Source organism: Sulfitobacter sp. JL08 (genome assembly GCF_003352045.1).
Taxonomy (GTDB): Bacteria; Pseudomonadota; Alphaproteobacteria; order Rhodobacterales; family Rhodobacteraceae; genus JL08.
Genome location: NZ_CP025815.1, coordinates 389474 through 411152 on the forward strand (window position 1 = coordinate 389474; position 21679 = coordinate 411152).

The window sequence follows — 21679 nt, forward strand, 5'->3', positions numbered from 1 at the left end:
TTCAACTCACACCGAGAGGCAGTTCCAATTGATCAGTGGTGTGGTGGGCTCCTTGGGGGAAAAATGAATGTTCTAATCGTTGAAAGTCAGGATCATCTGGGCGCGCTTTGGCAGCGCCATCTGGAGCGTCAGGGCGCGATTGTCAGCCGTGCCACCAGTCAGGAAGACGCGATTGCCAGCCTCTATTCGCGGGACTTCGACGTGATCGTTCTGGACCTTGTGCTGGAACAGGGCAGTGCGCTTGCCGTGTCGGATTTTGCAAGTTACCGCCGCCCCAAAGCGCGGGTGATCTTTGTGACGAATACCAGCTTTTTTTCCGACGGATCGATCTTTGCCCACAGCCCGAACGCCTGCGCCTTTGTGCAAAGCAGCACACCACCCGAAGATCTGGCGGCAATGATCGAACACTACGCCGCCGCGCGGTAATCACATCGCGTCGCGCCCATGCGGTGCGTCATAATCCAGAACCGGATTGATCGGGATGATGCGGTGCGGGTTAATGCTGTCGTGGCTGTAATGGTAATGCCGCACAATGTGGGCAAAGTTTACCGTCTTTCTGACGTCCGGCCACTGGTACAATTCCCGCACATAGGCCCACAGTGCCGGATAATCTACGATGCGGTTGCGGTTGCATTTGAAATGCAGATGATAGACGGGATCAAAACGGATCAGGGTGGTGAACAACCGCCAGTCTGCTTCTGTCAAATCGTCGCCCATCAGATAGCGGTGGGTGCGCAAACGCTGCTCAAGCCAGTCCAGTGTTTCAAAAAGCGGGCCCACGGCCGCATCATAGGCGGACTGGGTCGTCGCGAAACCGCACTTGTAAACGCCATTGTTCAAAGTGTCGTAAATCCGGGCATTCACCGGCGCAATGGCGTCACGCAGATGCACCGGCCAGTAATCATCATCGTTTCCGGTGATGTCATCAAACGCCGAATTGAACATGCGAATGATTTCCGAGCTTTCGTTCGATACGATGGTTTCCCGCTTGGTATCCCACAAAATCGGAACCGTCACGCGGCCGGAATATTCAGGATCGGCCTTGGTGTAGATGTCGCGCGCGAAGGGCAGGCCATACAATGTGTCGCCCGTGGCACCATCTTTATCTGTCTCAAACGTCCAACCATCTGACAGCATGTCAGGATGCACTGCTGAAACCGAAATGTGATTGTTCAGCCCCTTGAGCTGTCGAAAGATCAGGGTCCGGTGTGCCCATGGGCAGGCATAGCTGACATAAAGGTGGTAGCGCCCACTTTGCGCGGCAAATCCGCCTTTTCCGGTCGGGCCGGGCGTCCCGTCAGGTGTAGTCCAGTTTCTGAATCCCGCCGCCGACCGTTCGAATGCGCCGCCCGATTTCTTGGTATCATACCATGTGTCGTGCCAGACACCTTCGATCAAAAGACCCATTCTTCCGCTCCCTTTTGGATGGTTGGATACCTATGGCGGAACGCCTTGTGAATCTACCCGAGCGGGCGCGCAACGGGCCTGCACAAATGCACATTCGCATCATTATCCGGTCACATGCGCAGGATTGTCACGAAAACTGTTAGTAATTGTTGCCAAAAATTTACTTGCTTTACGTAGCAGTTTGGCGAAGCTGAAATGCCTTAAGGGGATGTATGAGTATGACAACGTTTTTGCCGAAAGAAGTTCAGGACGGGCTGGATGCCGCCCGCCTTGCCAGTCTAAGAAAATCATCACGGTTACGGCTGTTTGCCGATGGGATGCCTTATCCGGTGCTGCGGTTGTGGGGCACAGGATTTTCCTTGGCCGCCGAAGACGCGCCGCATTTGCGCGGGTTTGTCGATCTTTATGACGGGGCCAACCACCTGTATCAGTGCCTGATCATCGCGTCAGAAGAAGAAAACGGCGAGCTGATTTTTGAATTCAAGCGCAATACAGCGGCGTCCGACAGCGCGCCGGTCGATTTCTACCGCGATCCGGGGGCGCCTGTGGCGCTATTGCCCAACGCGTGACGATAAGGCCCGTTTACTGAAGGTCTGAAAACGCGCGCTGCATCCGTGCGCACGCGTCTTCGACGGTTGCGCGTTGCGTTGCCAGATTGAACCGCTGGAACAATTCGCCGCCAGTGCCAAAACTCGGGCCGGCGGACACAGCGATTTTTGCGTCATCACGGATGCGCGACGCTATTTCGTCAAAGCTCATCCCGGTACCGGAAAAATCAACCCACGCCAGATAGGTTGCCTGAAGCGGCATAGACCAAAGGCCGGGAATCGCCTTGATCGCGGCATCGAATACTTTCCTGTTGCCCTCCAGATGCTCGATCTGGGCATCCACCCATTTGCCGCCTTCGGGTGAATAGGCTGCTTCGATCATCCGCATGCCCAGAGAGCCGGGTTTGTAATCCAGCATGTTCAGGCGCTGTTTCATGGCCGCGCGCAGGTCGGGATCGGGGATGATCATGTTGCCGGTGCGCTGACCGGCGATGTTAAACGTCTTGGACGCCGCCGTAAGGTATACCGCGCGGCCACGGTGATCCGGGGCGGCCACATCCATCGGCACGAATTTATTGCCGGAATAGACCAGATCGTGATGGATTTCGTCCGAAACCAGCAGCAGATCGTTGCGCGCGGCAAAGTCTGCGACAGCGCGCAATTCATCTGCTGTCCAGACCCGGCCAGACGGGTTTTGCGGCGAACACCAGATCAGGATCTTCTCGGATCCGTCCAAACGTTTTTGGGCGTCTTCCAGATCCAGAACATAGGTGTCACCGTCCCGCGCCAGCGGGCATTCCACAACCCTGCGGCCGGTCTTGTTAATCTTGATGGCAAACTCGTGATAAACAGGCGTAAAGATCACCGCCCCGTCGCCCGGTTCGCTCCAGACATCCAGACACAGGGCAATCGCATTGCCCAACCCTTGCGCGGTCAGAATCCAGTCTGTGTCGATCTTCCAGTTGTGGCGCGTTTCCATCCACCACTGGATCGCTTCAAAATATTTTGGATATTCGTAGACATAGCCGAAATTACCATGATCCGCCGCTGCGTGTACGGCATCAATGACACACGGCGCCGTCGCAAAATCAGAATCAGCGGTCCACATCGCCAGACCGTCATCGGGGGAAACGCCGCAAAGGCGCTCCATAAGGTCCCATTTGCTGCTGTTTGTGCCGCGACGGTCGATAGGCGTGTTGAAATCCATGTACTGTCTCCTGATAGTGTCCGCGCACGCTAACCGGAAATAAATCGGCTGCAAGGGGGCGTTGCACCGCACCCGTTGGTGCCCTAAATCATAAGCATGAAACGAAACATCCTGATCCACCCCGATCCGCGCCTGAAAAAGCTGTGTGAGCCGGTAACAGACCTAAGTGATCCGCTGCGCCAGTTGGCTGACGATCTGCTTGAAACGATGTACAAGGCGCCGGGTATTGGCCTTGCCGCGCCGCAGGTTGGCGTGCTTGACAGGCTGATCGTGCTGGATTGCGAAAAGGGCGAAAATGCCGCGCCCAAGCCGCTGGTCATGTTCAACCCGCATGTAGTGGCCGTGTCTGATGAACAGAACACCTATGAAGAAGGCTGTTTGTCGATCCCGGATCAATTCGCCGATGTGACCCGCCCCACCGAGGTTGAAGTGGCGTGGATCGATCGCGATGGCAACGCGCAGCAACAGGGCTTTAACGGGTTGTGGGCCACCTGTGTCCAGCACGAGATTGATCATCTGGATGGCAAGCTGTTCATTGACTATCTGGGCCCGCTGAAACGCCAGATGATCACCCGCCGCATGCAAAAACTGAAACGCGAACTGGCGCGGGCCTGATCCGGTGGCCGTTTTACCAATCCTGAAATGGCCCGACGCGATATTGGCGCAGATTTGCGCGCCCGTTCGGGATGTGGCCGCTGTGCAGGATTTGGCACGTGATATGCTGGACACCATGTATGCCGCCCCCGGTCGTGGCCTTGCAGCGCCACAGGTCGGGCAACTGCACCGCATGTTCGTGATGGATGCGGGTTGGAAAGACGGAAAACCCGATCCTCTGGTGATGATCAATCCGGTCATTCTGGAACTGGGCGAGGAAACCGCAATCAACACCGAAGGTTGCCTGTCGCTGCCGGGTATCACGGCAGAGGTGCAGCGCCCCGCCACGGTACTGGTGCAGTGGATCACACCGGAAGGTGCACGCGTGGTTCAGGGGTTTCAGGGGTTTGCCGCAGTCTGTGTGCAACATGAAATGGATCATCTTGACGGGATCGTGACGCTAGACCATCTGGACAGCGAGACACCCACGTCGCTTGAAGCGGCCTATCAGGCGCAGCAATGAGCATCCGGCGCTGTATCCCCTGGCCAGACAAAAGACTGCGCAAGGTGGCCGCACCGGTCGAGGCGATCACGGATGACATAAAAGCCATATGGCAGGACATGATCAATACGATGGAGTCGGTGCCTGGTGTCGGGCTGGCCGCGCCGCAGATCGGCGAGTCGCTGCGCCTGGCTGTGGTTGATGCGTCAAACGAACGGGGCCGCGTGGTGCGCATGGCCAACCCTGAAGTGCTGCATGCATCGGTTGAATTGCGCGAACATGACGAAGGCAGCCCGAACCTGAAAGGTGTCTGGGCCAGGATCAAACGCCCGCGTGCCGTGACGGTGCGCTACATGGATCACACAGGCACGGTTGTGGAAGACGATTATGTCGGGCTGTGGGCCACGTCGGTGCAGCACCAGATCGACCACCTGAACGGCAAGATGTTTTTTGATCACCTGTCCAAGGTCAAGCGCGACATGCTTTTGCGCCGCGCCCGAAAACTGGGTTAGGCAAAGCCGGATACCGGCCAGTCCGAAGGGAACAAACCGCAATGCGCATCGTCTTTATGGGAACGCCCGAATTTTCCGTGCCTGTCCTGCAGGCGCTGGTTGACGCCGGACATGACATTGCGGCGGTCTACTGCCAGCCGCCCCGCCCCGCAGGGCGCGGCAAGAAAACCAGACCCAGCCCGGTGCAGGTCTGTGCCGAAAAAACGGGTCTGCCGGTGCGCCACCCGGTGTCCCTGAAAACTGCCGAAGCGCAGGCAGAATTTGCCGCCCTGAATGCCGATGTTGCTGTCGTTGTCGCGTATGGCCTGATCCTGCCGGAACCGGTGCTGAACGCCCCCCGGTTTGGTTGTCTGAACATCCACGCGTCTCTGTTGCCGCGATGGCGCGGCGCGGCACCGATCCACCGTGCGATTATGGCCGGGGACAGGGAAACCGGCGTGTGCATCATGCAGATGGAAACGGGCCTTGATACCGGGCCGGTGTTGATGCGCGAAAGCACCGTTATTGGCGCGGATGACACGACCGGCACCTTGCATGACCGCCTGTCGCATATGGGCGCTGCCCTGATCATCCGCGCGCTGGATCAACTTTCCGATCTCACGCCTGTGCCCCAACCGGCCGAGTGCGTGACCTATGCCGCGAAAATCGACAAGGCCGAAGCGCGGCTGGACTGGAACCGGCCGGCCAGCATGGTGGATCGCCATATTCGCGGCCTGTCACCGTTTCCCGGCGCATGGTGTGAAATAAACGGCGAACGCGTCAAGGTTCTGACATCGCGTCTGGCAGAGGGGCAGGGCGCGCCGGGCGAAGTGCTGGACGACAGGTTGCGGGTGGCCTGCGCGACCGGGGCTGTGCAACTGCTGAGCTTGCAACGGGCGGGCAAAGCGGCGCAGGATGCAGAAGATTTATTGCGTGGCTGGCAGGTGCCCAAGGGAACCCGCCTATCGGAGGTTTGAAATGTTCCCGACACTTATGGGTACTGTGGTGATCGCCGGGCTTGTTGGCTATCTGTCGGAAAAATCAGGCTTTACCCATAATGGCATCGTGCAATCCATCATCATCTGCATTGGGGGCGCGTTCCTGTTCTATTTCGTACGCCTGATGTTCGGGTTCGGGTTTTCCAGCCCCGGAGTGAATGCGATCGTGTCGTCCATCGGCGCGCTGGTCATCGTGCCGACCCATTGGAGGAAATAGAGAGTATGCCAATTATCTGGTTGATCATCGTTGGTGCTGCCGCCGGTTTTCTGGCGACGCGGTTGATGAAGGTCGAAGCGGATATCATCACCACGGTGGTGATCGGTATGGCCGGGGCGCTGATCGGGGGCCTGGTTCTGCATGCATTGCTAAGCGTGATGGGTGCAATGGCAGGATTTGTCGGGGCCGTACTGGGCGCGCTGTTGCTGGTGTGGGGCTGGCAGAGGTTCTTTCGCAAGTAGCGTGCGCGGCAAGCGTGGCGCCGCCCGTATTTGAGGCAAAAAGAGACGGCAGTATCAGTTTGCCGGCGGGCGGCTTTTGTACACCGGCATTTTCCAGCCAAAGGCAAGAGACCCTGCGCGCAAAGCCCATGTGACACCGGCACATATCCCCAGAGCGGCCAGCGCGTTATCTGTTTGTGTCTGGACAAGAAGCGCCGAAGCAGCGCCAGCGAAGGCGGCGGTGACATAGAGTTCGCCCTGCCTAAGGACAAGCGGCACTTCGTTGCAGACCACATCCCGCAACAGACCCCCGAAGCACCCGGTGGAAATACCCATGATGATCACGATAATCGGGGGTTGTGACAACGCCAGCGCGACACCGGTTCCCGCAGCTACAGCAATGGCCAGTGCGAAACTGTCAAGCCACAGCAAAAGGTTATAGCGGCTTTCGACGCGGTGGGCGGTAAAGAACACCAGCACAGAGGCGGCTGCCGCCAGAAGGATATAAGCGGGCTGACCGATCCAGAACACTGGATCGCGATTAAGCAGAACATCCCTCACGGTGCCCCCGCCCAAAGCGGTCAGGCAGGCGATAAAGGCAAAGCCGACAAGATCAAGCTGCGCACGGCTGGCGACCAAAGCACCGGTCAGCGCGAAGACAAGCACCGATCCGTAATCAAGAAGCGACAGAAGGATCATGTGGATTTGCCAGACGCAGCTGGTTTGAACGGTGCCATTCCGGCCCGTGCAAGGGCGTCGGCACGTTCGTTTTCGGCGTGGCCGGCGTGGCCTTTGACCCATTCCCATGTCACATCGTGACGCGCCTGTGCCGCGTCCAGCCGTTGCCACAGCTCGGCGTTCTTTACCGGCTTTTTGGCGGCGGTTTTCCAGCCGTTGCGTTTCCACCCGTGTATCCAACCGGTGACACCATTTTTGACATAGGTGCTGTCGGTGACGATCGTGACGGGTATGCCGCGATCAAGGGTTTCAAGCGCATGGATTGCCGCCAGCAATTCCATCCGGTTGTTGGTGGTCAGGGCTTCTCCGCCGGACAGTTCTTTTTCCTTCACGATCTTGCCGTCGCGCATCGCGCGCAGCAGAACACCCCAGCCGCCAGGGCCGGGATTGCCCGAACAGGCCCCGTCTGTATATGCAATCACGTCAGGCATGAGCGGCCAGAGATATCCAGTCTGACAGGCTGCCGTCCAGCCCTTTTCCTCGCCCCAGCGTGACTTCGGTGATGGTGAACCCTGCGGTCTGCAAAAGTGCGTTCAGATCATCCTGCGTGTAATAGGTGTAAAGGCGCCCCAGCTTGTCACGCGCCGATCCGGTGCCCAGCTTGAGCCCCAGATGAAACTGCCCGCCGGGAACAAGTGCCTTAACGATCTGATCCAGATGCACCGGCATATCGGCGCGCGGGGCGTGCAGCAGGGAAAAGTTTGCCCACAGACCGTCATATGTATCTTGCGCGTCCAGGTCGTGGAACGTGGCTTGCCAGGCCGTGACACCCTTTTGGCGCGCCGCCATCGCGACCATTTCCGCGGACGCATCTGTGGCATCCACCTGCAATCCGGCCTGCGCCATCACTGCCGCCGCCGCCCCGGGACCACAGCCCAGATCCAGCACCCTGCCGCCTTTGGGCAGTTTCGCGATAAAAGCTGTCAGGCGCGGATCGGTGGCATTGTCGCGATCTGTCATGCGCGCATAATCCTGTGCCTGCGTATCGTAAACCCGAACGGTTTCGTGATCGTTCACAAAAAAACTCCCACACTCAGACAGGCGACAACCACCGCGGTCAGCAATAGACGCAAGCGCATCCACCACACTGGCGTCAAACCCCAGCGGTAAAAGGCGAAATCAAGCACCAGCAGCCCCAGAAATCCGAACATCAGGTTCATGCCCGCCGCGACAGGCCCGCCCCCCACCATGAAGAACGCCCAGAGAGCCGGAATGACCGACAGCGTATAGCCCGTTGCGGCCTGCGGCCCCGATGCGCGCGTGGCAAAGCCCCACAGGACACCGGACATGAAGCTGAGAATAACAGTGCCATAGGCCAGCCCGACATAGGGGCCGACAAAGCGCGGGCCGATCGCCTGAACCGTCCAGTCGGCCAGTGACCCGTGCAGATAGGTGACGGCACCCCAGACAAACGGCAAAAGCCCTGCCAGACCCAGATAAAGCGGCGCAGCAGGGATGTGTTTTACCAGCGACATAACGGGCTGTGCCTTTATGCCGGTTCGCGCAGAACGCGCGGAACTTTGAATTCCACGTTTTCGCTGGCGGTTTCCACCCGCTCAACCCGCAGGTCATAGCGCTGTTCGAACGCGTCAATCACCTCGTTCACCAGCAATTCTGGGGCAGATGCGCCGGCCGTAACACCGACAGAGCGGATGCCATCCAAAGCGCGCCAGTCGATATTGGCGGCCCGCATGACAAGCTGGGCATAGCCGCAACCCGCCTTGCGGCCCACTTCGACCAGGCGTTGCGAATTGGATGAATTGGGTGCGCCAACCACCAGCATCGCGTCACAGTGCGGCGCCATTGCCTTGACCGCCTCTTGCCGGTTGGTCGTGGCATAGCAGATGTCTTCCTTGTGCGGACCGACGATGGCTGGAAAACGGACGTGCAGCGCGGCGACGATATCGGCGGTGTCATCCACGGAAAGAGTGGTTTGTGTGACAAAGGCCAGTTTCTGCGCATCGCGCACCTGTACCTTTGCAACGTCGTCCACTGTTTCCACCAGCAGCACTTCGCCGTCCGGGAGCTGGCCCATTGTTCCAATGGTTTCAGGGTGGCCCGCATGACCGATCATGATCATTTGCAGCCCGTTATCGGAATGGCGCTGGGCTTCGATATGGACCTTGCTGACCAACGGGCAGGTAGCATCGACATAGACCATGTTGCGCACTTCTGCCGCGTGAGGAACCGATTTCGGCACGCCATGGGCCGAAAAAATGACAGGGCGGTCATCGGGGCATTCCGACAGTTCTTCGACAAAGACCGCGCCTTTGTCGCGCAGGGCATCCACAACGAATTTGTTATGAACGATTTCGTGGCGCACGTAGACGGGTGCGCCCCATTTTTCAATCGCCAGTTCAACGATCTTGATGGCCCTGTCCACGCCGGCGCAGAATCCGCGCGGGGCGGCAAGGTAAAGCGTCAAGGCGGGTTTGGTCATGTGCGTGTCTCCTGAAAGGAACACGTAAATCTTTGCGGGCCGTGCGTAAAGGGAGGCATGCTGCCGAAAATGATCGAACCGGAACGGGGTGAGTGGCCCGTTCCGGTTCAGGTCTTCAGGTGGCTTCCAGATCGTACACGCTTTCCGGCGCGACATAGGGTTCGCGCGGCGGACGCCCGATCACGTCTTTCAATTCGTTCAGTTCGATAAAATTATCGGCCTGACGACGCAGATCATCCGAGATCATCGGAGGCTGGCTGCGAATGGTCGAAACCACCGAAACACGCACGCCCTGTCTTTGCATGCTTTCCAGCAACGGGCGGAAATCGCCGTCGCCGGAAAACAGAACCATGTGATCGATGTGAGGCGCGAGTTCCATGGCATCGACGGTCAGTTCGATGTCCATGTTACCTTTGACTTTGCGCCGCCCCATGCTGTCTGTGTATTCCTTGGCGGGCTTTGTTACCATCGAGAACCCGTTGTAATTCAGCCAGTCGACCAAGGGCCGGATCGGCGAATATTCGTCATTCTCAAGCAGTGCCGTGTAATAGAAAGCCCGCAAAAGCTTTCCGCGACGCATAAATTCCTGACGCAACAGTTTATAATCAATATCAAAGCCAAGGGATTTTGCAGCGGCATACAAATTGGAGCCGTCGATGAACAGCGCAAGCCGTTCGTCCTTGTAGAACATAAATTATCCTTTCAAAAAACCCGTTTCGCCTGTGATTTCCGTGAGTGAGCTTTAAAATGTGCGAAACGGATGCTCATTATTTAGGATATTTTCGGCATGGCTCAAGCCCAAAGCAGCGCAGTTATCGGCGGTCTCTCGCCGGTGCAGGACAGGCTTGCTTTGGTGGCGATTGGTGGGAATATTCCATCTGACGCTGGGGAAGTCATCGAGACTGTTTCAAAATCTGTACAACAATTTCAATCAGTTGGCCTGAATATCCGCGCGATCAGCGGGTTCTACAAGACACCTTGTTTTCCGGCAGGGGCCGGCCCTGATTACATAAATGCTGCCGTAGCGTTAACTACAGGTTTGACGGCCCGCGAAACGCTGGATGCGCTTCATGAAATCGAAAATTCGTTCGGGCGACAGAGAATCGAACGGTGGGGGCGCCGCACGCTGGATCTTGATCTGGTTGCCTATGACACCGCCGTTATACCGGATAGAAAAACCCATGACCACTGGCGCGCCTTGCCCCCGGAAACGCAGTCAAATGCCGCCCCGGATCAGCTTGTTTTGCCCCATCCAAGGCTACAGGACAGGGCCTTTGTGTTGATTCCTTTGGCAGATGTGGCCGCCCAGTGGGTGCATCCGGTTCTTGGAACAACGATTTCCGAGATGTTGGCCGCGCTGCCCGACGCCGCGCGGGCAGAAGTCAGGAAACTGTGACATTTTAACTTGGAAAAGCGCTTGTCAATGGCGCCGAACCCCCTTAAATACTCCTCTTCTGACCGATTTTTGAGACATTGGAGCATCCATGGCCCGCGTAACTGTAGAAGACTGCGTCGATAAGGTTCCGAACCGATTTGAACTGGTTATGCTTGCGGCACACCGTGCGCGCGAAATCTCGGCCGGCTCGGCGGTGACCGTGGATCGTGACAATGACAAGAATCCCGTCGTGTCACTGCGTGAAATCGCGGAAGAAACGCAATCGGCCGATGCACTGCGCGAGCGTCTGATCGAAAGCAACCAATCCCAGATCGAAGTGGACGAACCGGAAGAAGACGCAATGGCGCTTTTGATGGGGTCCGAAGTGGACAAGCCCGCAGAGGACGACATGTCCGAAGAGAATTTGCTGCGCGCTTTGATGGAAGCGCAAGGGCAGGGCTAAGCCTGCCCATAAATAGGGCACGAACCGGAAATGATTGCACCAGACGACCTGATTGCCCTGGTTCGTAACTATAACCCGAAAACCAATGATACCCTGATCCGCGCGGCCTATGACTACGGGCTGGAAATGCACGCGGGTCAGTTTCGCCATTCGGGCGAACCCTATTTTTCGCACCCTGTTGCCGTCGCGGCCATTCTGACCGAACAGCGTCTGGATGATGCCACGATTATTACGGCACTTTTGCACGACACGATCGAAGACACCAAGGCATCCTATTCCGAAGTGGCCGATCTGTTTGGCAACGAGGTGGCAATCCTTGTTGACGGCGTGACCAAGCTGACCAATCTGCAATTGTCCAGCACCGAGACTAAACAGGCCGAAAACTTCCGCAAACTGTTCTTTGCTATGTCAAAGGATCTGCGCGTCATTCTGGTCAAGCTGGCCGACCGTCTGCACAACATGCGCACGATCAAATCGATGCGCGCCGACAAGCAGGTGCAGAAATCACGCGAAACCATGGACATCTATGCGCCGCTGGCCGGACGTATGGGGATGCAATGGATGCGCGAAGAGTTGGAAGATCTGGCGTTTCGTGTTCTGAATCCGGAAGGGCGCGCCAGCATCATCCGGCGCTTTATCACGCTGCAACGCGAAACCGGAGACGTGATCCACCGGATCACAGGCGACATGCGTACAGAACTGGACAAGGCGAATGTACTCGCCGAAGTGTTCGGGCGGGCCAAAAAACCCTATTCGATCTGGCGCAAAATGCAGGAAAAGGAACAGGGGTTTTCGCGCCTGTCCGACATCTACGGGTTTCGCGTGATCACCGAAAGCGAAGAGGATTGTTACCGCGCGATGGGGGCGATCCACCAAAGATGGCGGGCTGTTCCCGGCCGGTTCAAGGATTATATCAGCCAGCCGAAAACCAACGGCTACCGCTCCATCCACACCACGGTCTCGGGCCGTGATGGCAAACGGGTCGAGGTGCAGATCCGCACTGGCCAGATGCATGATGTGGCCGAAACCGGCGTGGCGGCACATTGGTCCTATCGCGATGGCGTACGCGCCAACAACCCGTTTGCGGTTGATCCGGCCAAATGGATTTCGTCGCTGACGGAACAGTTCGATGCCGAAGAGGACCACGAGGATTTCCTCGAAGCGGTCAAGCTCGAGATGTATTCGGATCAGGTGTTTTGCTTCACGCCCAAGGGCGATGTGGTCAAACTGCCACGCGGTGCGACCCCGATAGATTATGCCTATGCGATCCACACCCGCATCGGCAGTGGCTGTGTGGGGGCCAAGGTTGATGGATTGCGCGTGCCGTTGTGGACGCGACTGAAAAACGGCCAGTCGGTCGAAATCATCACCGCCGAAGGCCAGATACCCCAGGCGACATGGCTGGAAATTGCCACAACGGGCAAGGCCAAGTCGGCGATCCGGCGCGCCCTCCGCGAAGTTGATCGGGACAGGTTCATCAAGCTGGGGCACGAACTGGCGCGCTCTGCCTTTGAACATGTTGGTAAAAAGGCCACCGACAAGGTTCTGGAAACCGCCGCACGGCATCTTCGGCTGGATGATCGCGAAACATTGTTGGCCCGTCTGGGCAGTGCGGAACTGAACGGTCACAGCGTAGTACAGGCCGTCTATCCTGATCTGGTGCCGGATGTGAGCGACCAGATCGACAAACGCCGCGCCGTTATCGGTCTGGATGTGGGTCAGAATTTTGATCGTGCGCCCTGTTGCCAACCTCTGCCGGGGGAACGGATTGTCGGCATCACCTTTCGCGGCAAGGGGGTTGTGATCCACGCCATTGATTGCGATCGTCTGACGGAATACGAGGACCAGCCAAACCGCTGGCTGGACCTGCACTGGCACAGCGGCAGCCACCCACCTATCTATACTGCAACGCTGGATTTGACGATCAGCAACGATGCTGGCGTGCTTGGGCGGATTTGCACATTGATCGGAGAGCAAAAGGCCAATATCTCGAATCTCGAATTTCTGGATAGAAAGCCTGACTTTTACCGTCTGCTGATCTATGTGGAACTCAGGGATGTTGAACATTTGCATTCCGTGATGCTGGCATTGGAAGCGGAAAGTCATGTCGCCGCAATAGAACGTTTCCGTGATCCTGCTGCGGTTCAGGCCGTGGCGGAACAAGACAAGAAGTAAGGACGCCGGTTTTTTGGTTTTCAAACGTCGCGATAAAAAAAGCCTGCTGCGCGGGACGGCAGACATGGTCTATCCCAAGGGCGGCTGGGCGCGGGCGTTTCACTATGTAAAGCATCGGGTGCGCCGTTTACCCGATTCTCCCGAACGGATCGCACGCGGCATCTGGGCAGGTGTGTTCACCACATTTACCCCGTTTTACGGGCTGCATTTCATTGTGGCGGCCTTGGTGTCGCGTATCATGCAGGGCAATATTCTGGCGGCGTTGATGGCCACGTTTTTCGGCAATCCGCTTACCTATGTCCCGATCGGAGTTGTGTCGCTGAAAACAGGGCACTGGATGCTGGGCACTGAATTTCAAGAAGGCGAACACCGTTCGTTCGGGGGGAAATTTGTTGATGCGGGGCGTGATCTGAAAGACAACGTTGTGGCGTTCTTTACCAGTCAGGACATGGACTGGACCGGACTTGAAGTCTTTTATGACGAAGTGTTCTTTCCCTATTTGGTGGGTGGCATACTGCCCGGCGTCATCACTGCAACCATAATGTATTATCTCAGTGTGCCGCTGATCCGGGCCTATCAAAAACGCCGAAAAGGCGCGATAAAGGCCAAGTTTGACGCGATCAAGAAAAAGGCCGCGGCCAAGGCCGAAGCCAAGCGCAAAGCGGATTAGGCGCGCCGGTAACACGACAGAAAGGGCCACAGGATGACATCGACAGGTAAATTGCGACTGGGCGTAAATATTGATCACGTGGCAACCGTGCGCAATGCGCGTGGCGGGAAATACCCTGATCCGCTGCGTGCCGCGCGTATCGCTCAGGAATCGGGTGCGGACGGGATAACCGCACATCTGCGTGAAGACCGCCGCCATATTTCCGATGCCGATATCGAAGGTCTGATGGACATTCTGACGGTTCCGCTGAATTTTGAAATGGCGGCCACACCCGAGATGCAACAGATTGCATTGCGCCACAAACCCCACGCGGTGTGCATCGTGCCCGAAAAGCGTGAAGAACGCACCACCGAAGGCGGGCTGGAAGTGGCGCGCGAAGAAAACCATCTGGCCCACTACATTGCGCCGCTGCGCGATGCGGGATGCCGGGTGTCGATCTTTATTGCCGCAGACCGGCGCCAGATCGAAGCCGCGCACCGGATCGGGGCGCAGGTAATCGAACTTCACACCGGGGCCTATTGCGATCATTTCGCCGAAGGTGATTTCAAATCCAGCCAGACAGAACTGCGCAAACTGGAAGATATGTCCGCGTTCGCCCACTCTCTGGGGCTTGAGGTGCACGCCGGACACGGGCTGACCTATGATACGGTCGCGCCGGTCGCGGCCTTTCCCGAGGTGATGGAACTGAACATCGGCCATTTCCTGATCGGAGAGGCGATTTTTCGCGGGCTGGAACCGGCGATTGCCGAAATGCGCAGATTGATGGACGAGGCGCGAAAGTGATCCTTGGCATCGGGACCGATCTTGCCAACATCGAACGTATTCAGGGCACGCTCGATCGCTTTGGCGACAGGTTTCGCAACCGTGTGTTCACCGAAACCGAACAGCGCAAAGCCGAACGGCGCAAGGATACCGCAGGCACCTATGCCAAACGCTGGGCGGCGAAAGAGGCATGTTCAAAGGCGCTGGGCACCGGATTGCGCATGGGCATTTCGTGGAAGGATATGGCCGTCAGCAACATCCGCAGCGGACAACCTGTGATGACTGTCACAGGGTGGGCGGCGCAACGCCTAGCGGAAATGACGCCGCCGGGGCACGAAGCGATCATTCACGTCACCCTGACTGATGATCACCCCTGGGCGCAGGCCTTTGTCCTGATCGAGGCGCGTCCCTTGACTTAACCCTGCTGCGCCCGCATGTAGCGCAGCAATATCACCGGCATCGGAGAGGCGAAAATGTCCGCCAAGGCGAAGAAAGAAAACGGATTTGTCGAAACGATCAAAACGATCGTTTACGCGCTGTTGATTGCCGGCGTTTTTCGCACGTTGTTCTATCAACCCTTCTGGATTCCTTCAGGGTCGATGAAGGAAACGCTGTTGATCGGTGATTTCCTGTTCGTGAACAAAATGGCCTATGGCTATTCCTATGCATCCTGCCCCAGCCTGATCATTCCGTCTGTCGGGTTGAATGTGGACGCCGAAGACATCTGCGGCGTGTTCAAAGGCAGCAACAACCGCTTGTTTGGCGGTGATCCCGAACGCGGTGATGTTGTGGTGTTCCGCCATCCCGTATCCGGTCAGGATTACATCAAACGGCTGATCGGCTTGCCCGGTGATACGATCCAGATGAAGAATTCTGTTTTGCACATCAACGGCAATCCGGTCGAGTTGCAGGACGACGGTGTGTTTAGCGAACCCGCCATCGCGCAGGGCCCGCAACGGCTGCGCCCGCGCTGTGAAAACGGCCCCGTTGGCGAAGGTGGCATCTGCGAGAAATCACGACAGATCGAAACACTGCCCAACGGCGTATCGCATGCCATTCTGAACGTGACGACACAATCTTCTGACAATACGGGTGTGTTTACAGTTCCGGCCGGCGAATACTTCTTTATGGGCGACAATCGCGATAATTCCTCGGACAGCAGGCTTGACCAGCGCGTTGGTGGCGTCGGGTTTGTCCCTTACGAAAACCTGATTGGCCGGGCAGACCGGATCATGTTTTCGTCAGCGGGCAGTTCCATGCTGTTTTTCTGGACGTGGCGGTCGGACCGGTATTTCAAGAGGATCGATTGAAGCTTTCATCCGACTTGCATGCGTTCGAGACGCGGATAGGGCACCGTTTTTCCAGTCCTGATTTACTGGTGCGCGCGGTCACACATTCTTCCATGTCCTCGCCCACGCGCGACGATAACCAGCGGCTTGAGTTTCTGGGCGACCGCGTCCTGGGCCTGGTGATGGCACAGGCGCTTTTGGAACATGATCAATCCGCGCCCGAAGGCACGCTGGCGCCGCGCTATAACGCGCTGGTACGCAAGGAAACCTGCGCCGATATCGCACGCGATATCGATGTGGGCGCCGTTCTGAAGCTGGGCCGGTCCGAAATGAAATCAGGCGGACGGCGCAAGCAGGCCCTGCTGGGCGATGCCATGGAAGCGGTGATTGCAGCCGTTTATCTGGATGCGGGTTTTGATGCCGCGCAAGCGATGATCCTGCGCTTGTGGGGCAGTCGCATCGGCGCAGTAGAAGAAGACGCGCGTGATGCCAAAACTGCGTTGCAGGAATGGGCGCAGGCCCGCGGGCAGGTGCCCCCGTCTTATACCGAGGTCAAGCGAACCGGGCCGGATCACGCGCCTGTGTTCACCATTCAGGTTTCGCTGGCTGACGGGCAGACCGAAACCGCGACCGCAGGATCGAAACGGCAGGCCGAGCAAGCGGCTGCCAAGACTCTTTTATCCCGATTGGAAACACCATGACCCGCGCCGGATTTGTCGCCCTGATCGGAGAGCCCAATGCGGGCAAGTCGACATTGCTGAACCGTATGGTCGGGGCCAAGGTTTCGATCGTGACCCACAAGGTGCAAACCACGCGCGCCCGCGTGCGCGGCGTGGCGATGCAGGGTGACACCCAGATCGTGTTTGTCGATACACCCGGACTGTTTCAGCCCAAACGACGGCTGGACCGCGCCATGGTTGCCGCCGCCTGGGGCGGAGCATCGGATGCGGATGTAATCGTGCTGATGGTCGAGGCGCATCGCGGCGTGACCGAAGGGGTGGAACGTATCCTGACCGGTCTTGAAGAAATCGGCAAAGGCCGCACTGTGGCGCTGGCCATCAATAAAATCGATCGCGTTGCGTCCGAAGTGCTTTTGGGACTGACCAAGGATTTGAACGACCGTTTTGATTTTGCCGAAACCTTCATGATTTCGGCGGAAAAGGGCCACGGCGTCGACGCCCTGCGCGAATGGCTGGCCGAAGCCCTGCCCGAAGGTCCGTGGCTCTATCCCGAAGACCAGATTGCCGATCTGCCGATGCGCATGATTGCCGCGGAAATGACCCGGGAAAAGCTGACGCTGCGCCTGCATCAGGAACTGCCCTATCAGTTGACGGTCGAAACCGAAAACTGGGAAGAACGCAAAGACGGCAGCGCGCGGATCGATCAGATCATCTATGTGATGCGTGACGGGCACAAAGGCATTGTTCTGGGCAACAAGGGCGAAACCATCAAAGCCGTATCCAAGGCGGCCCGCGCCGAGTTGGAAGCGTTTCTGGATCGCAAGATCCATCTGTTTCTACAGGTCAAGGTGCGGCCCAACTGGCTTGAGGAATCCGAACGCTATTCTGAAATGGGGCTGGATTTCAAAGACGGTAATGAATGACACGCCTGACGGCAGAATTCTGGGTGCAGGCCTATCTGGCGCGGTTGCGGCAATACAACATCCCCGCCTACGTGGTGGCGCATGGCGACAACACGGCGGGGGCGGTTCTGGTCAAGCTGAACACACTTGATGGCAATGCAACCTGCTTTCAACGCGGGTTTGATCTGATGTCAGGTGCGCGGCAATGGCACAGCCTTTTGTCCGGCCAGGAACCGGAAGTAGACAGCGCCATCGCCCGGCAGCGCAGTTTTGATCCCGATCTTTGGGTGATCGAGGTCGAAGATCGTGACGGGCGCCATTTGCTGGATGAACCGGGCCTTGAATAGCGCCTGCCTTGTGATCCGGCGGCTTACGTACAGCACGTCGGCACGCTAAAGTACCGCTATGGAATGGCGCGATCATGGCATTTTACTGAACGTGCGACGCCACGGGGAAACCTCGGCGATTGTCGAGGTGTTTACCGAAAGCCACGGGCGGCATGCCGGTGTTGTACGTGGCGGCACCAGCCGGAAAATCGCCCCGATCCTGCAACCGGGCGCGCAGCTTGATGTGACCTGGCGCGCGCGGCTTGAGGATCATATCGGCAGTTACACGGTCGAACCAATCCGCAGCCGTGCCGGCGCGATGTCGGATCGGTTGGCCCTGGCGGGACTGAACGCCGTTACCGCCCTTTTGGCGTTCTGTCTGCCCGAACGCGAGGCGCATCAGAACCTTTATGCGCGCAGCGAACAGGTGCTGGACCTGCTGGATCAGGGCGATATCTGGCCGCTGGCCTATCTGCGCTGGGAACTGGCCCTGCTGGAAGATATGGGGTTCGGGCTGGATTTAAGCGTTTGCGCGGTAACGGGGGCCACGGACGATCTGGTATATGTATCGCCGCGCAGCGGGCGCGCGGTGTCGCGTGCAGGGGCGGGCGAATGGGCTGACCGGATGCTGGCGCTTCCCGATTGCCTGCGCGGGATCGGGACGGCACCGGATTCCGAAATCTCGCAGGCCTTTGATACAACAGGTTACTTTCTGGAACAGCGGCTGGCGCCCGAACTGGGCAACAAGCCGTTGCCCGATGCGCGTGCCAGATTTGTAGCGGCCTTCAACCGCCGGCTTTGAACACCATCTGTCGCCCCGCCTCGTTGGACAGCAACATGACATCGCCCAGCACTTCGATCAGACTCATGGCATCCAGAGACTGAAAATAGACCGTTTCCTGCGCCAGATTGGGGCAGGCCATTTTTGTCGAAATCAGGTTTTCCGCATCAAACCACGGATAGGGAACGCGTAGCGTGGCGCTGTACCCGTTACACGGGCCTTGGCCGGTGATCTGACCCGGCTCTGGAAAGGTCAGCGTTGTCCGCGCCGTGAACGGTGCGTTGTCAATTTCGCGCAGCACCCATGTTTTTCCCGCACCGCCATAGGCCGTTACGGTTTCATCGCCCTGACAGGCGGACAGTGCAACAGCTGCGGCACAGAGTGTCAGACGCATTTTCAATACTTCCCTTTTCGTCGGTGCCTCAGCGCAGGGCAAGGATCAGATCAACCAGCTTTTCGATGGCCTCACTCTGGCGCGGATGGTCCTGCATCTGAAGCCCGATGCGGGCGGCAAACAGGACAGCGGCAAAATCACTATCTGTCACACCCAACTGGCGCAGCAAATCCGTGATCATCTGCGTGCGTCGTTCATCCGCTTCGGCGATAACATTCGCAACCGTATGGTTTCCCTGCGCCCATGCGCGCAGGGCGGCTTCGGTTTGCGGGTCTGATAATGCCGTGTCGCCATCAGGTGCCTTCGCAATCTGGCGCAGTTGCAGTGGCGCGGTTTCGGCGGCGTTCAGGGTCGCGGAAAAATCATCCACGGCACTGGCCAGCCACACATCCAAAAGCCCGTCATGATAGGCTGGAATATCCTTGAAGTGCCAGTAAAACGAACCCTTTGTGGTGCCAAGCCTGCGGGCCAGCGCCTCGGCCTTAAGCGCGTCCGGCCCGTGTTCTTTCAGGGCGGAAAGTCCGGCGTTGATCCAGGCTTCTTTTGTCAGGCGTGGTTTGCTCATGCCCTACCGTACGATAGCGTATGGTGAGGCGCAATACGATAATACATACGTATACGTATGTTTGACGCTATGACAGCAAACGGCGCGCAATTACCTGTGCCTGTATTTCTGCCGCACCTTCAAAGATGTTCAGAATGCGGGCATCGCACAGCACGCGGCTGATCTTGTATTCGAGTGCGAAACCGTTGCCGCCGTGAATTTGCAATCCGTTGTCGGCGCAGGCCCATGCGACGCGCGCGCCCAGAAGTTTGGCCATACCCGCCTCCAGATCGCAGCGACGTCCTTCGTCTTTTTCACTGGCGCTGAAATAGGTCAGCTGGCGCGCGATCATGATCTCCACCGCCATCATCGCCAGCTTGCCGGAGACACGCGGGAACGCGATCAGCGGTTTGCCGAACTGTTTGCGGTCCTGCGCGTATTGCATTGCGATATCCAGCGCGGATTGCGCCACACCGATGGCGCGCGCAGCGGTCTGGATACGGGCGGATTCAAAGGTTTCCATCAATTGCTTGAAACCCTTGCCCTCTTCCCCGCCCAACAGGTTTTCACCTTTGACGTGGAAACCATCGAAGGCGAGTTCGTATTCCTTCATCCCGCGATATCCCAGCACTTCAATCTCGCCGCCGGTCATACCATCGGTCGGGAACGGGTGTTCGTCCGTACCGGGCGTTTTTTCCGCCAGAAACATGCTAAGCCCGCGATGATCGGTGCTGTCGGGATTGGTGCGCGCCAGCAGCGTCATCACATGGGTGCGCGCCGCGTGGGTGATCCAGGTTTTGTTGCCGGTAATCTTGTAATCTTCACCGTCTTTCACCGCGCGGGTGCGCAAAGACCCAAGATCTGATCCGGTGTTGGGTTCGGTAAATACGGCTGTGGGCAGGGTTTCAGCCGAGGCAAGACGCGGCAGCCATTTTTGTTTCTGCTCTTCCGTGCCTCCGCAAAGGATCAGTTCGGCGGCGATTTCCGACCGGGTGCCCAGCGATCCGACCCCGATATAACCGCGCGACAATTCTTCGGACACGACACACATAGAGGCCTTGGAAAGGCCAAAGCCGCCGTATTCTTCAGGAATTGTCAGGCCGAACACACCCATTTCGGCCAGCTCTTCGATGATCTCCATCGGGATCAGTTCGTCCTTCAGGTGCCAGTCATGCGCGTGGGGTTCAACCTTTTCCACGGCAAAGCGGCGGAACTGCTCGCGGATCATTTCCAGCTCGTCATCCAGACCGGATGTGCCGACCATGGTATTTGCCGAATGTTCCTGCATAAGTTCAACCAGCCGCGTGCGCGCGGCTTGGGTGTTGCCCGATTGGGTAAGTGTCTGAACCTCGGGGGTCATCATGGCGCGCATATCGTCCTGTGACAGGCCGATATCCTGCGGGCGCAGCATTTCGCCCTGCGACATCGGGATGCCACCATAAATCTGCCAGAGGTATTCGCCGAATGCGATCTGGTGGATGATTTGTTCGGTTTCGCCAAACTTGCCATCGGCCACAAGGCGTTCGGCCCAGTTTTGCATCTGTTGCAGCGACTGGACATAGGTGGCCAGCCACGCCAGCCCGTGTGCGGCGGTCTGGTTTTCTTCCACCTGCGCGCCCGAAACGCGGCCATCCTCGCTGACCAGGTCCAGAACCTTGGTCCGCGCTGTCTCAAGTACGGATTGAACAGGCGGCAGCGCCTTGGCGGTCAATGTGATCAGGTTGTCCAACACAGGTGTGGCAGTCATCGAAATATCCTGTCCGTCGTGGGGCATAGCAAACATCCTTTTTCCGGCTCGCACCCCGATAATCATTTCGCAGGTGCAGCGCAACTTAAATGCTAGGACGTGCGGCCATTTGTTCAATTGTTGCGCGCGAGTTTTTGTAATTTTTGAATTCTCGGTCGGGCATCTGCGCAATTTCAGCCCAAAAACCGCGCAATCCTGATGCCGCAAC

At 57.8% G+C, this 21679-nt stretch carries 30 protein-coding genes; 19 read left to right on the top strand and 11 right to left on the bottom strand.

Translation table 11 applies throughout. The features are described from left to right. The first annotated feature begins 63 nt into the window (after positions 1–63). Entirely contained in the window at positions 64–426 is a 363-nt protein-coding gene (locus C1J05_RS01955; RefSeq protein ID WP_114868791.1) for a response regulator transcription factor, read from the top strand. Here C1J05_RS01955 and C1J05_RS01960 read toward each other — a convergent pair whose 3' ends face one another. After that, positions 427–1407: a glutathione S-transferase family protein gene (locus C1J05_RS01960; protein WP_114868792.1), complete on the bottom strand. Its 981-nt coding sequence runs from the start codon at positions 1405–1407 to the stop codon at positions 427–429. 218 nt (positions 1408–1625) lie between these two features. On the opposite strand from C1J05_RS01960, the gene C1J05_RS01965 reads away from it, so the two are divergent. After that, on the top strand, positions 1626–1976 hold the full coding sequence (locus tag C1J05_RS01965) for a hypothetical protein (RefSeq protein ID WP_114872052.1): 351 nt from the start codon (positions 1626–1628) through the stop codon (positions 1974–1976). A 13-nt stretch (positions 1977–1989) separates the two neighbouring features. Here the strand turns inward: C1J05_RS01965 and C1J05_RS01970 are convergent, their stop codons facing one another. Beyond that, on the bottom strand, positions 1990–3162 hold the full coding sequence (locus C1J05_RS01970) for a MalY/PatB family protein (RefSeq protein WP_114868793.1): 1173 nt from the start codon (positions 3160–3162) through the stop codon (positions 1990–1992). A gap of 96 nt (positions 3163–3258) precedes the next feature. Between C1J05_RS01970 and def (C1J05_RS01975) the strand changes: the two genes are divergently transcribed. The 6 genes from def (C1J05_RS01975) to C1J05_RS02000 are packed head-to-tail and all read left to right on the top strand — an operon-like array spanning position 3259 to position 6206. Next, positions 3259–3777 (top strand): peptide deformylase, encoded by a 519-nt coding sequence (def, locus tag C1J05_RS01975; RefSeq protein WP_114868794.1) that lies wholly within the window; start codon positions 3259–3261, stop codon positions 3775–3777. A gap of 4 nt (positions 3778–3781) precedes the next feature. Continuing rightward, a complete protein-coding gene (def, locus tag C1J05_RS01980; protein ID WP_114868795.1) occupies positions 3782–4279 on the top strand; it encodes a peptide deformylase in 498 nt (165 codons plus the stop codon). Continuing rightward, positions 4276–4770, top strand: coding sequence for a peptide deformylase (gene def, locus C1J05_RS01985; RefSeq protein WP_114868796.1), 495 nt, complete (start codon positions 4276–4278; stop codon positions 4768–4770). The genes def (C1J05_RS01980) and def (C1J05_RS01985) overlap by 4 nt, the downstream gene beginning before the upstream one ends. A 41-nt stretch (positions 4771–4811) precedes the next feature. Continuing rightward, on the top strand, positions 4812–5726 hold the full coding sequence (gene fmt / locus C1J05_RS01990) for a methionyl-tRNA formyltransferase (RefSeq protein WP_114868797.1): 915 nt from the start codon (positions 4812–4814) through the stop codon (positions 5724–5726). A 1-nt stretch (position 5727) separates the two neighbouring features. Beyond that, positions 5728–5964: a hypothetical protein gene (locus C1J05_RS01995; protein WP_114868798.1), complete on the top strand. Its 237-nt coding sequence runs from the start codon at positions 5728–5730 to the stop codon at positions 5962–5964. Positions 5965–5969: 5 nt separating this feature from the next. Further along, entirely contained in the window at positions 5970–6206 is a 237-nt protein-coding gene (locus C1J05_RS02000) for a GlsB/YeaQ/YmgE family stress response membrane protein (protein ID WP_114868799.1), read from the top strand. A 54-nt stretch (positions 6207–6260) separates the two neighbouring features. On the opposite strand, the gene C1J05_RS02005 is transcribed toward C1J05_RS02000, so the two are convergent. From C1J05_RS02005 to C1J05_RS02030, 6 genes are all read right to left on the bottom strand, one after another. Then, positions 6261–6884 (bottom strand): trimeric intracellular cation channel family protein, encoded by a 624-nt coding sequence (locus C1J05_RS02005; protein ID WP_114868800.1) that lies wholly within the window; start codon positions 6882–6884, stop codon positions 6261–6263. Beyond that, entirely contained in the window at positions 6881–7354 is a 474-nt protein-coding gene (gene rnhA, locus C1J05_RS02010) for a ribonuclease HI (protein ID WP_114868801.1), read from the bottom strand. The genes C1J05_RS02005 and rnhA overlap by 4 nt, the downstream gene beginning before the upstream one ends. Next, positions 7347–7940, bottom strand: coding sequence for a class I SAM-dependent methyltransferase (locus C1J05_RS02015; RefSeq protein ID WP_114868802.1), 594 nt, complete (start codon positions 7938–7940; stop codon positions 7347–7349). The genes rnhA and C1J05_RS02015 overlap by 8 nt, the downstream gene beginning before the upstream one ends. Next, entirely contained in the window at positions 7937–8398 is a 462-nt protein-coding gene (locus C1J05_RS02020) for a DUF3429 domain-containing protein (RefSeq protein WP_205389032.1), read from the bottom strand. Before C1J05_RS02020 ends, C1J05_RS02015 begins: the two co-directional genes overlap by 4 nt. Before the next feature lie 14 nt (positions 8399–8412). Next, positions 8413–9363: a 4-hydroxy-3-methylbut-2-enyl diphosphate reductase gene (gene ispH / locus C1J05_RS02025; RefSeq protein WP_114868803.1), complete on the bottom strand. Its 951-nt coding sequence runs from the start codon at positions 9361–9363 to the stop codon at positions 8413–8415. 115 nt (positions 9364–9478) lie between these two features. Beyond that, the gene (locus C1J05_RS02030; RefSeq protein ID WP_114868804.1) at positions 9479–10054 is read right to left on the bottom strand and encodes a LabA-like NYN domain-containing protein; all 576 of its coding nucleotides are present in this window, start codon (positions 10052–10054) and stop codon (positions 9479–9481) included. A 96-nt stretch (positions 10055–10150) separates the two neighbouring features. On the opposite strand from C1J05_RS02030, the gene folK reads away from it, so the two are divergent. The 11 genes from folK (at position 10151) to recO (ending at position 18807) form a co-directional block, all read left to right on the top strand. Further along, a complete protein-coding gene (folK, locus tag C1J05_RS02035; RefSeq protein ID WP_114868805.1) occupies positions 10151–10759 on the top strand; it encodes a 2-amino-4-hydroxy-6-hydroxymethyldihydropteridine diphosphokinase in 609 nt (202 codons plus the stop codon). Positions 10760–10847: 88 nt separating this feature from the next. After that, entirely contained in the window at positions 10848–11201 is a 354-nt protein-coding gene (gene rpoZ / locus C1J05_RS02040; RefSeq protein ID WP_114868806.1) for a DNA-directed RNA polymerase subunit omega, read from the top strand. Between the two features lie 30 nt (positions 11202–11231). Further along, a complete protein-coding gene (locus C1J05_RS02045) occupies positions 11232–13376 on the top strand; it encodes a RelA/SpoT family protein (RefSeq protein ID WP_114868807.1) in 2145 nt (714 codons plus the stop codon). 13 nt (positions 13377–13389) lie between these two features. Next, positions 13390–14046: a DUF2062 domain-containing protein gene (locus tag C1J05_RS02050; protein WP_114868808.1), complete on the top strand. Its 657-nt coding sequence runs from the start codon at positions 13390–13392 to the stop codon at positions 14044–14046. A gap of 33 nt (positions 14047–14079) precedes the next feature. Next, entirely contained in the window at positions 14080–14829 is a 750-nt protein-coding gene (locus C1J05_RS02055) for a pyridoxine 5'-phosphate synthase (RefSeq protein ID WP_114868809.1), read from the top strand. Next, complete coding sequence (acpS, locus tag C1J05_RS02060) at positions 14826–15227, top strand: holo-ACP synthase (protein WP_114868810.1); 402 nt, start codon at positions 14826–14828, stop codon at positions 15225–15227. The genes C1J05_RS02055 and acpS overlap by 4 nt, the downstream gene beginning before the upstream one ends. A gap of 54 nt (positions 15228–15281) precedes the next feature. Then, positions 15282–16118: a signal peptidase I gene (gene lepB / locus C1J05_RS02065; protein ID WP_114868811.1), complete on the top strand. Its 837-nt coding sequence runs from the start codon at positions 15282–15284 to the stop codon at positions 16116–16118. After that, a complete protein-coding gene (gene rnc, locus C1J05_RS02070; RefSeq protein WP_114868812.1) occupies positions 16115–16798 on the top strand; it encodes a ribonuclease III in 684 nt (227 codons plus the stop codon). The genes lepB and rnc overlap by 4 nt, the downstream gene beginning before the upstream one ends. Continuing rightward, a complete protein-coding gene (gene era, locus C1J05_RS02075) occupies positions 16795–17700 on the top strand; it encodes a GTPase Era (RefSeq protein WP_114868813.1) in 906 nt (301 codons plus the stop codon). Before rnc ends, era begins: the two co-directional genes overlap by 4 nt. Then, the gene (locus C1J05_RS02080) at positions 17697–18026 is read left to right on the top strand and encodes a DUF1491 family protein (protein ID WP_114868814.1); all 330 of its coding nucleotides are present in this window, start codon (positions 17697–17699) and stop codon (positions 18024–18026) included. Before era ends, C1J05_RS02080 begins: the two co-directional genes overlap by 4 nt. Before the next feature lie 58 nt (positions 18027–18084). Continuing rightward, positions 18085–18807, top strand: coding sequence for a DNA repair protein RecO (gene recO / locus C1J05_RS02085; protein ID WP_114868815.1), 723 nt, complete (start codon positions 18085–18087; stop codon positions 18805–18807). Here the strand turns inward: recO and C1J05_RS02090 are convergent. The 3 genes from C1J05_RS02090 to C1J05_RS02100 all read right to left on the bottom strand — a co-directional run bounded on the left by C1J05_RS02090 (position 18791) and on the right by C1J05_RS02100 (position 21498). Beyond that, the gene (locus tag C1J05_RS02090; RefSeq protein WP_114868816.1) at positions 18791–19180 is read right to left on the bottom strand and encodes an META domain-containing protein; all 390 of its coding nucleotides are present in this window, start codon (positions 19178–19180) and stop codon (positions 18791–18793) included. The two genes, recO and C1J05_RS02090, sit on opposite strands and share 17 nt — an antisense overlap. A gap of 28 nt (positions 19181–19208) precedes the next feature. Further along, complete coding sequence (locus C1J05_RS02095; RefSeq protein ID WP_114868817.1) at positions 19209–19745, bottom strand: TetR/AcrR family transcriptional regulator; 537 nt, start codon at positions 19743–19745, stop codon at positions 19209–19211. 67 nt (positions 19746–19812) lie between these two features. Next, complete coding sequence (locus C1J05_RS02100) at positions 19813–21498, bottom strand: acyl-CoA dehydrogenase family protein (protein ID WP_114872054.1); 1686 nt, start codon at positions 21496–21498, stop codon at positions 19813–19815. Between the last annotated feature and the right edge of the window lie 181 nt (positions 21499–21679).

Excerpts from the sequence above, each read along its gene's own strand:
- C1J05_RS01955 (WP_114868791.1), top strand. The coding sequence starts at position 64 with ATGAATGTTCTAATCGTTGAAAGTCAGGATCATCTGGGCGCGCTTTGG.
- C1J05_RS01960 (WP_114868792.1), bottom strand. The coding sequence starts at position 1,407 with ATGGGTCTTTTGATCGAAGGTGTCTGGCACGACACATGGTATGATACC.
- C1J05_RS01965 (WP_114872052.1), top strand. The coding sequence starts at position 1,626 with ATGACAACGTTTTTGCCGAAAGAAGTTCAGGACGGGCTGGATGCCGCC.
- C1J05_RS01970 (WP_114868793.1), bottom strand. The coding sequence starts at position 3,162 with ATGGATTTCAACACGCCTATCGACCGTCGCGGCACAAACAGCAGCAAA.
- def (WP_114868794.1), top strand. The coding sequence starts at position 3,259 with ATGAAACGAAACATCCTGATCCACCCCGATCCGCGCCTGAAAAAGCTG.
- def (WP_114868796.1), top strand. The coding sequence starts at position 4,276 with ATGAGCATCCGGCGCTGTATCCCCTGGCCAGACAAAAGACTGCGCAAG.
- fmt (WP_114868797.1), top strand. The coding sequence starts at position 4,812 with ATGCGCATCGTCTTTATGGGAACGCCCGAATTTTCCGTGCCTGTCCTG.
- C1J05_RS01995 (WP_114868798.1), top strand. The coding sequence starts at position 5,728 with ATGTTCCCGACACTTATGGGTACTGTGGTGATCGCCGGGCTTGTTGGC.
- C1J05_RS02000 (WP_114868799.1), top strand. The coding sequence starts at position 5,970 with ATGCCAATTATCTGGTTGATCATCGTTGGTGCTGCCGCCGGTTTTCTG.
- C1J05_RS02005 (WP_114868800.1), bottom strand. The coding sequence starts at position 6,884 with ATGATCCTTCTGTCGCTTCTTGATTACGGATCGGTGCTTGTCTTCGCG.
- rnhA (WP_114868801.1), bottom strand. The coding sequence starts at position 7,354 with ATGCCTGACGTGATTGCATATACAGACGGGGCCTGTTCGGGCAATCCC.
- C1J05_RS02020 (WP_205389032.1), bottom strand. The coding sequence starts at position 8,398 with ATGTCGCTGGTAAAACACATCCCTGCTGCGCCGCTTTATCTGGGTCTG.
- ispH (WP_114868803.1), bottom strand. The coding sequence starts at position 9,363 with ATGACCAAACCCGCCTTGACGCTTTACCTTGCCGCCCCGCGCGGATTC.
- C1J05_RS02030 (WP_114868804.1), bottom strand. The coding sequence starts at position 10,054 with ATGTTCTACAAGGACGAACGGCTTGCGCTGTTCATCGACGGCTCCAAT.
- folK (WP_114868805.1), top strand. The coding sequence starts at position 10,151 with ATGGCTCAAGCCCAAAGCAGCGCAGTTATCGGCGGTCTCTCGCCGGTG.
- rpoZ (WP_114868806.1), top strand. The coding sequence starts at position 10,848 with ATGGCCCGCGTAACTGTAGAAGACTGCGTCGATAAGGTTCCGAACCGA.
- C1J05_RS02045 (WP_114868807.1), top strand. The coding sequence starts at position 11,232 with ATGATTGCACCAGACGACCTGATTGCCCTGGTTCGTAACTATAACCCG.
- C1J05_RS02055 (WP_114868809.1), top strand. The coding sequence starts at position 14,080 with ATGACATCGACAGGTAAATTGCGACTGGGCGTAAATATTGATCACGTG.
- lepB (WP_114868811.1), top strand. The coding sequence starts at position 15,282 with ATGTCCGCCAAGGCGAAGAAAGAAAACGGATTTGTCGAAACGATCAAA.
- era (WP_114868813.1), top strand. The coding sequence starts at position 16,795 with ATGACCCGCGCCGGATTTGTCGCCCTGATCGGAGAGCCCAATGCGGGC.
- C1J05_RS02080 (WP_114868814.1), top strand. The coding sequence starts at position 17,697 with ATGACACGCCTGACGGCAGAATTCTGGGTGCAGGCCTATCTGGCGCGG.
- recO (WP_114868815.1), top strand. The coding sequence starts at position 18,085 with ATGGAATGGCGCGATCATGGCATTTTACTGAACGTGCGACGCCACGGG.
- C1J05_RS02090 (WP_114868816.1), bottom strand. The coding sequence starts at position 19,180 with ATGCGTCTGACACTCTGTGCCGCAGCTGTTGCACTGTCCGCCTGTCAG.
- C1J05_RS02095 (WP_114868817.1), bottom strand. The coding sequence starts at position 19,745 with ATGAGCAAACCACGCCTGACAAAAGAAGCCTGGATCAACGCCGGACTT.
- C1J05_RS02100 (WP_114872054.1), bottom strand. The coding sequence starts at position 21,498 with ATGCCCCACGACGGACAGGATATTTCGATGACTGCCACACCTGTGTTG.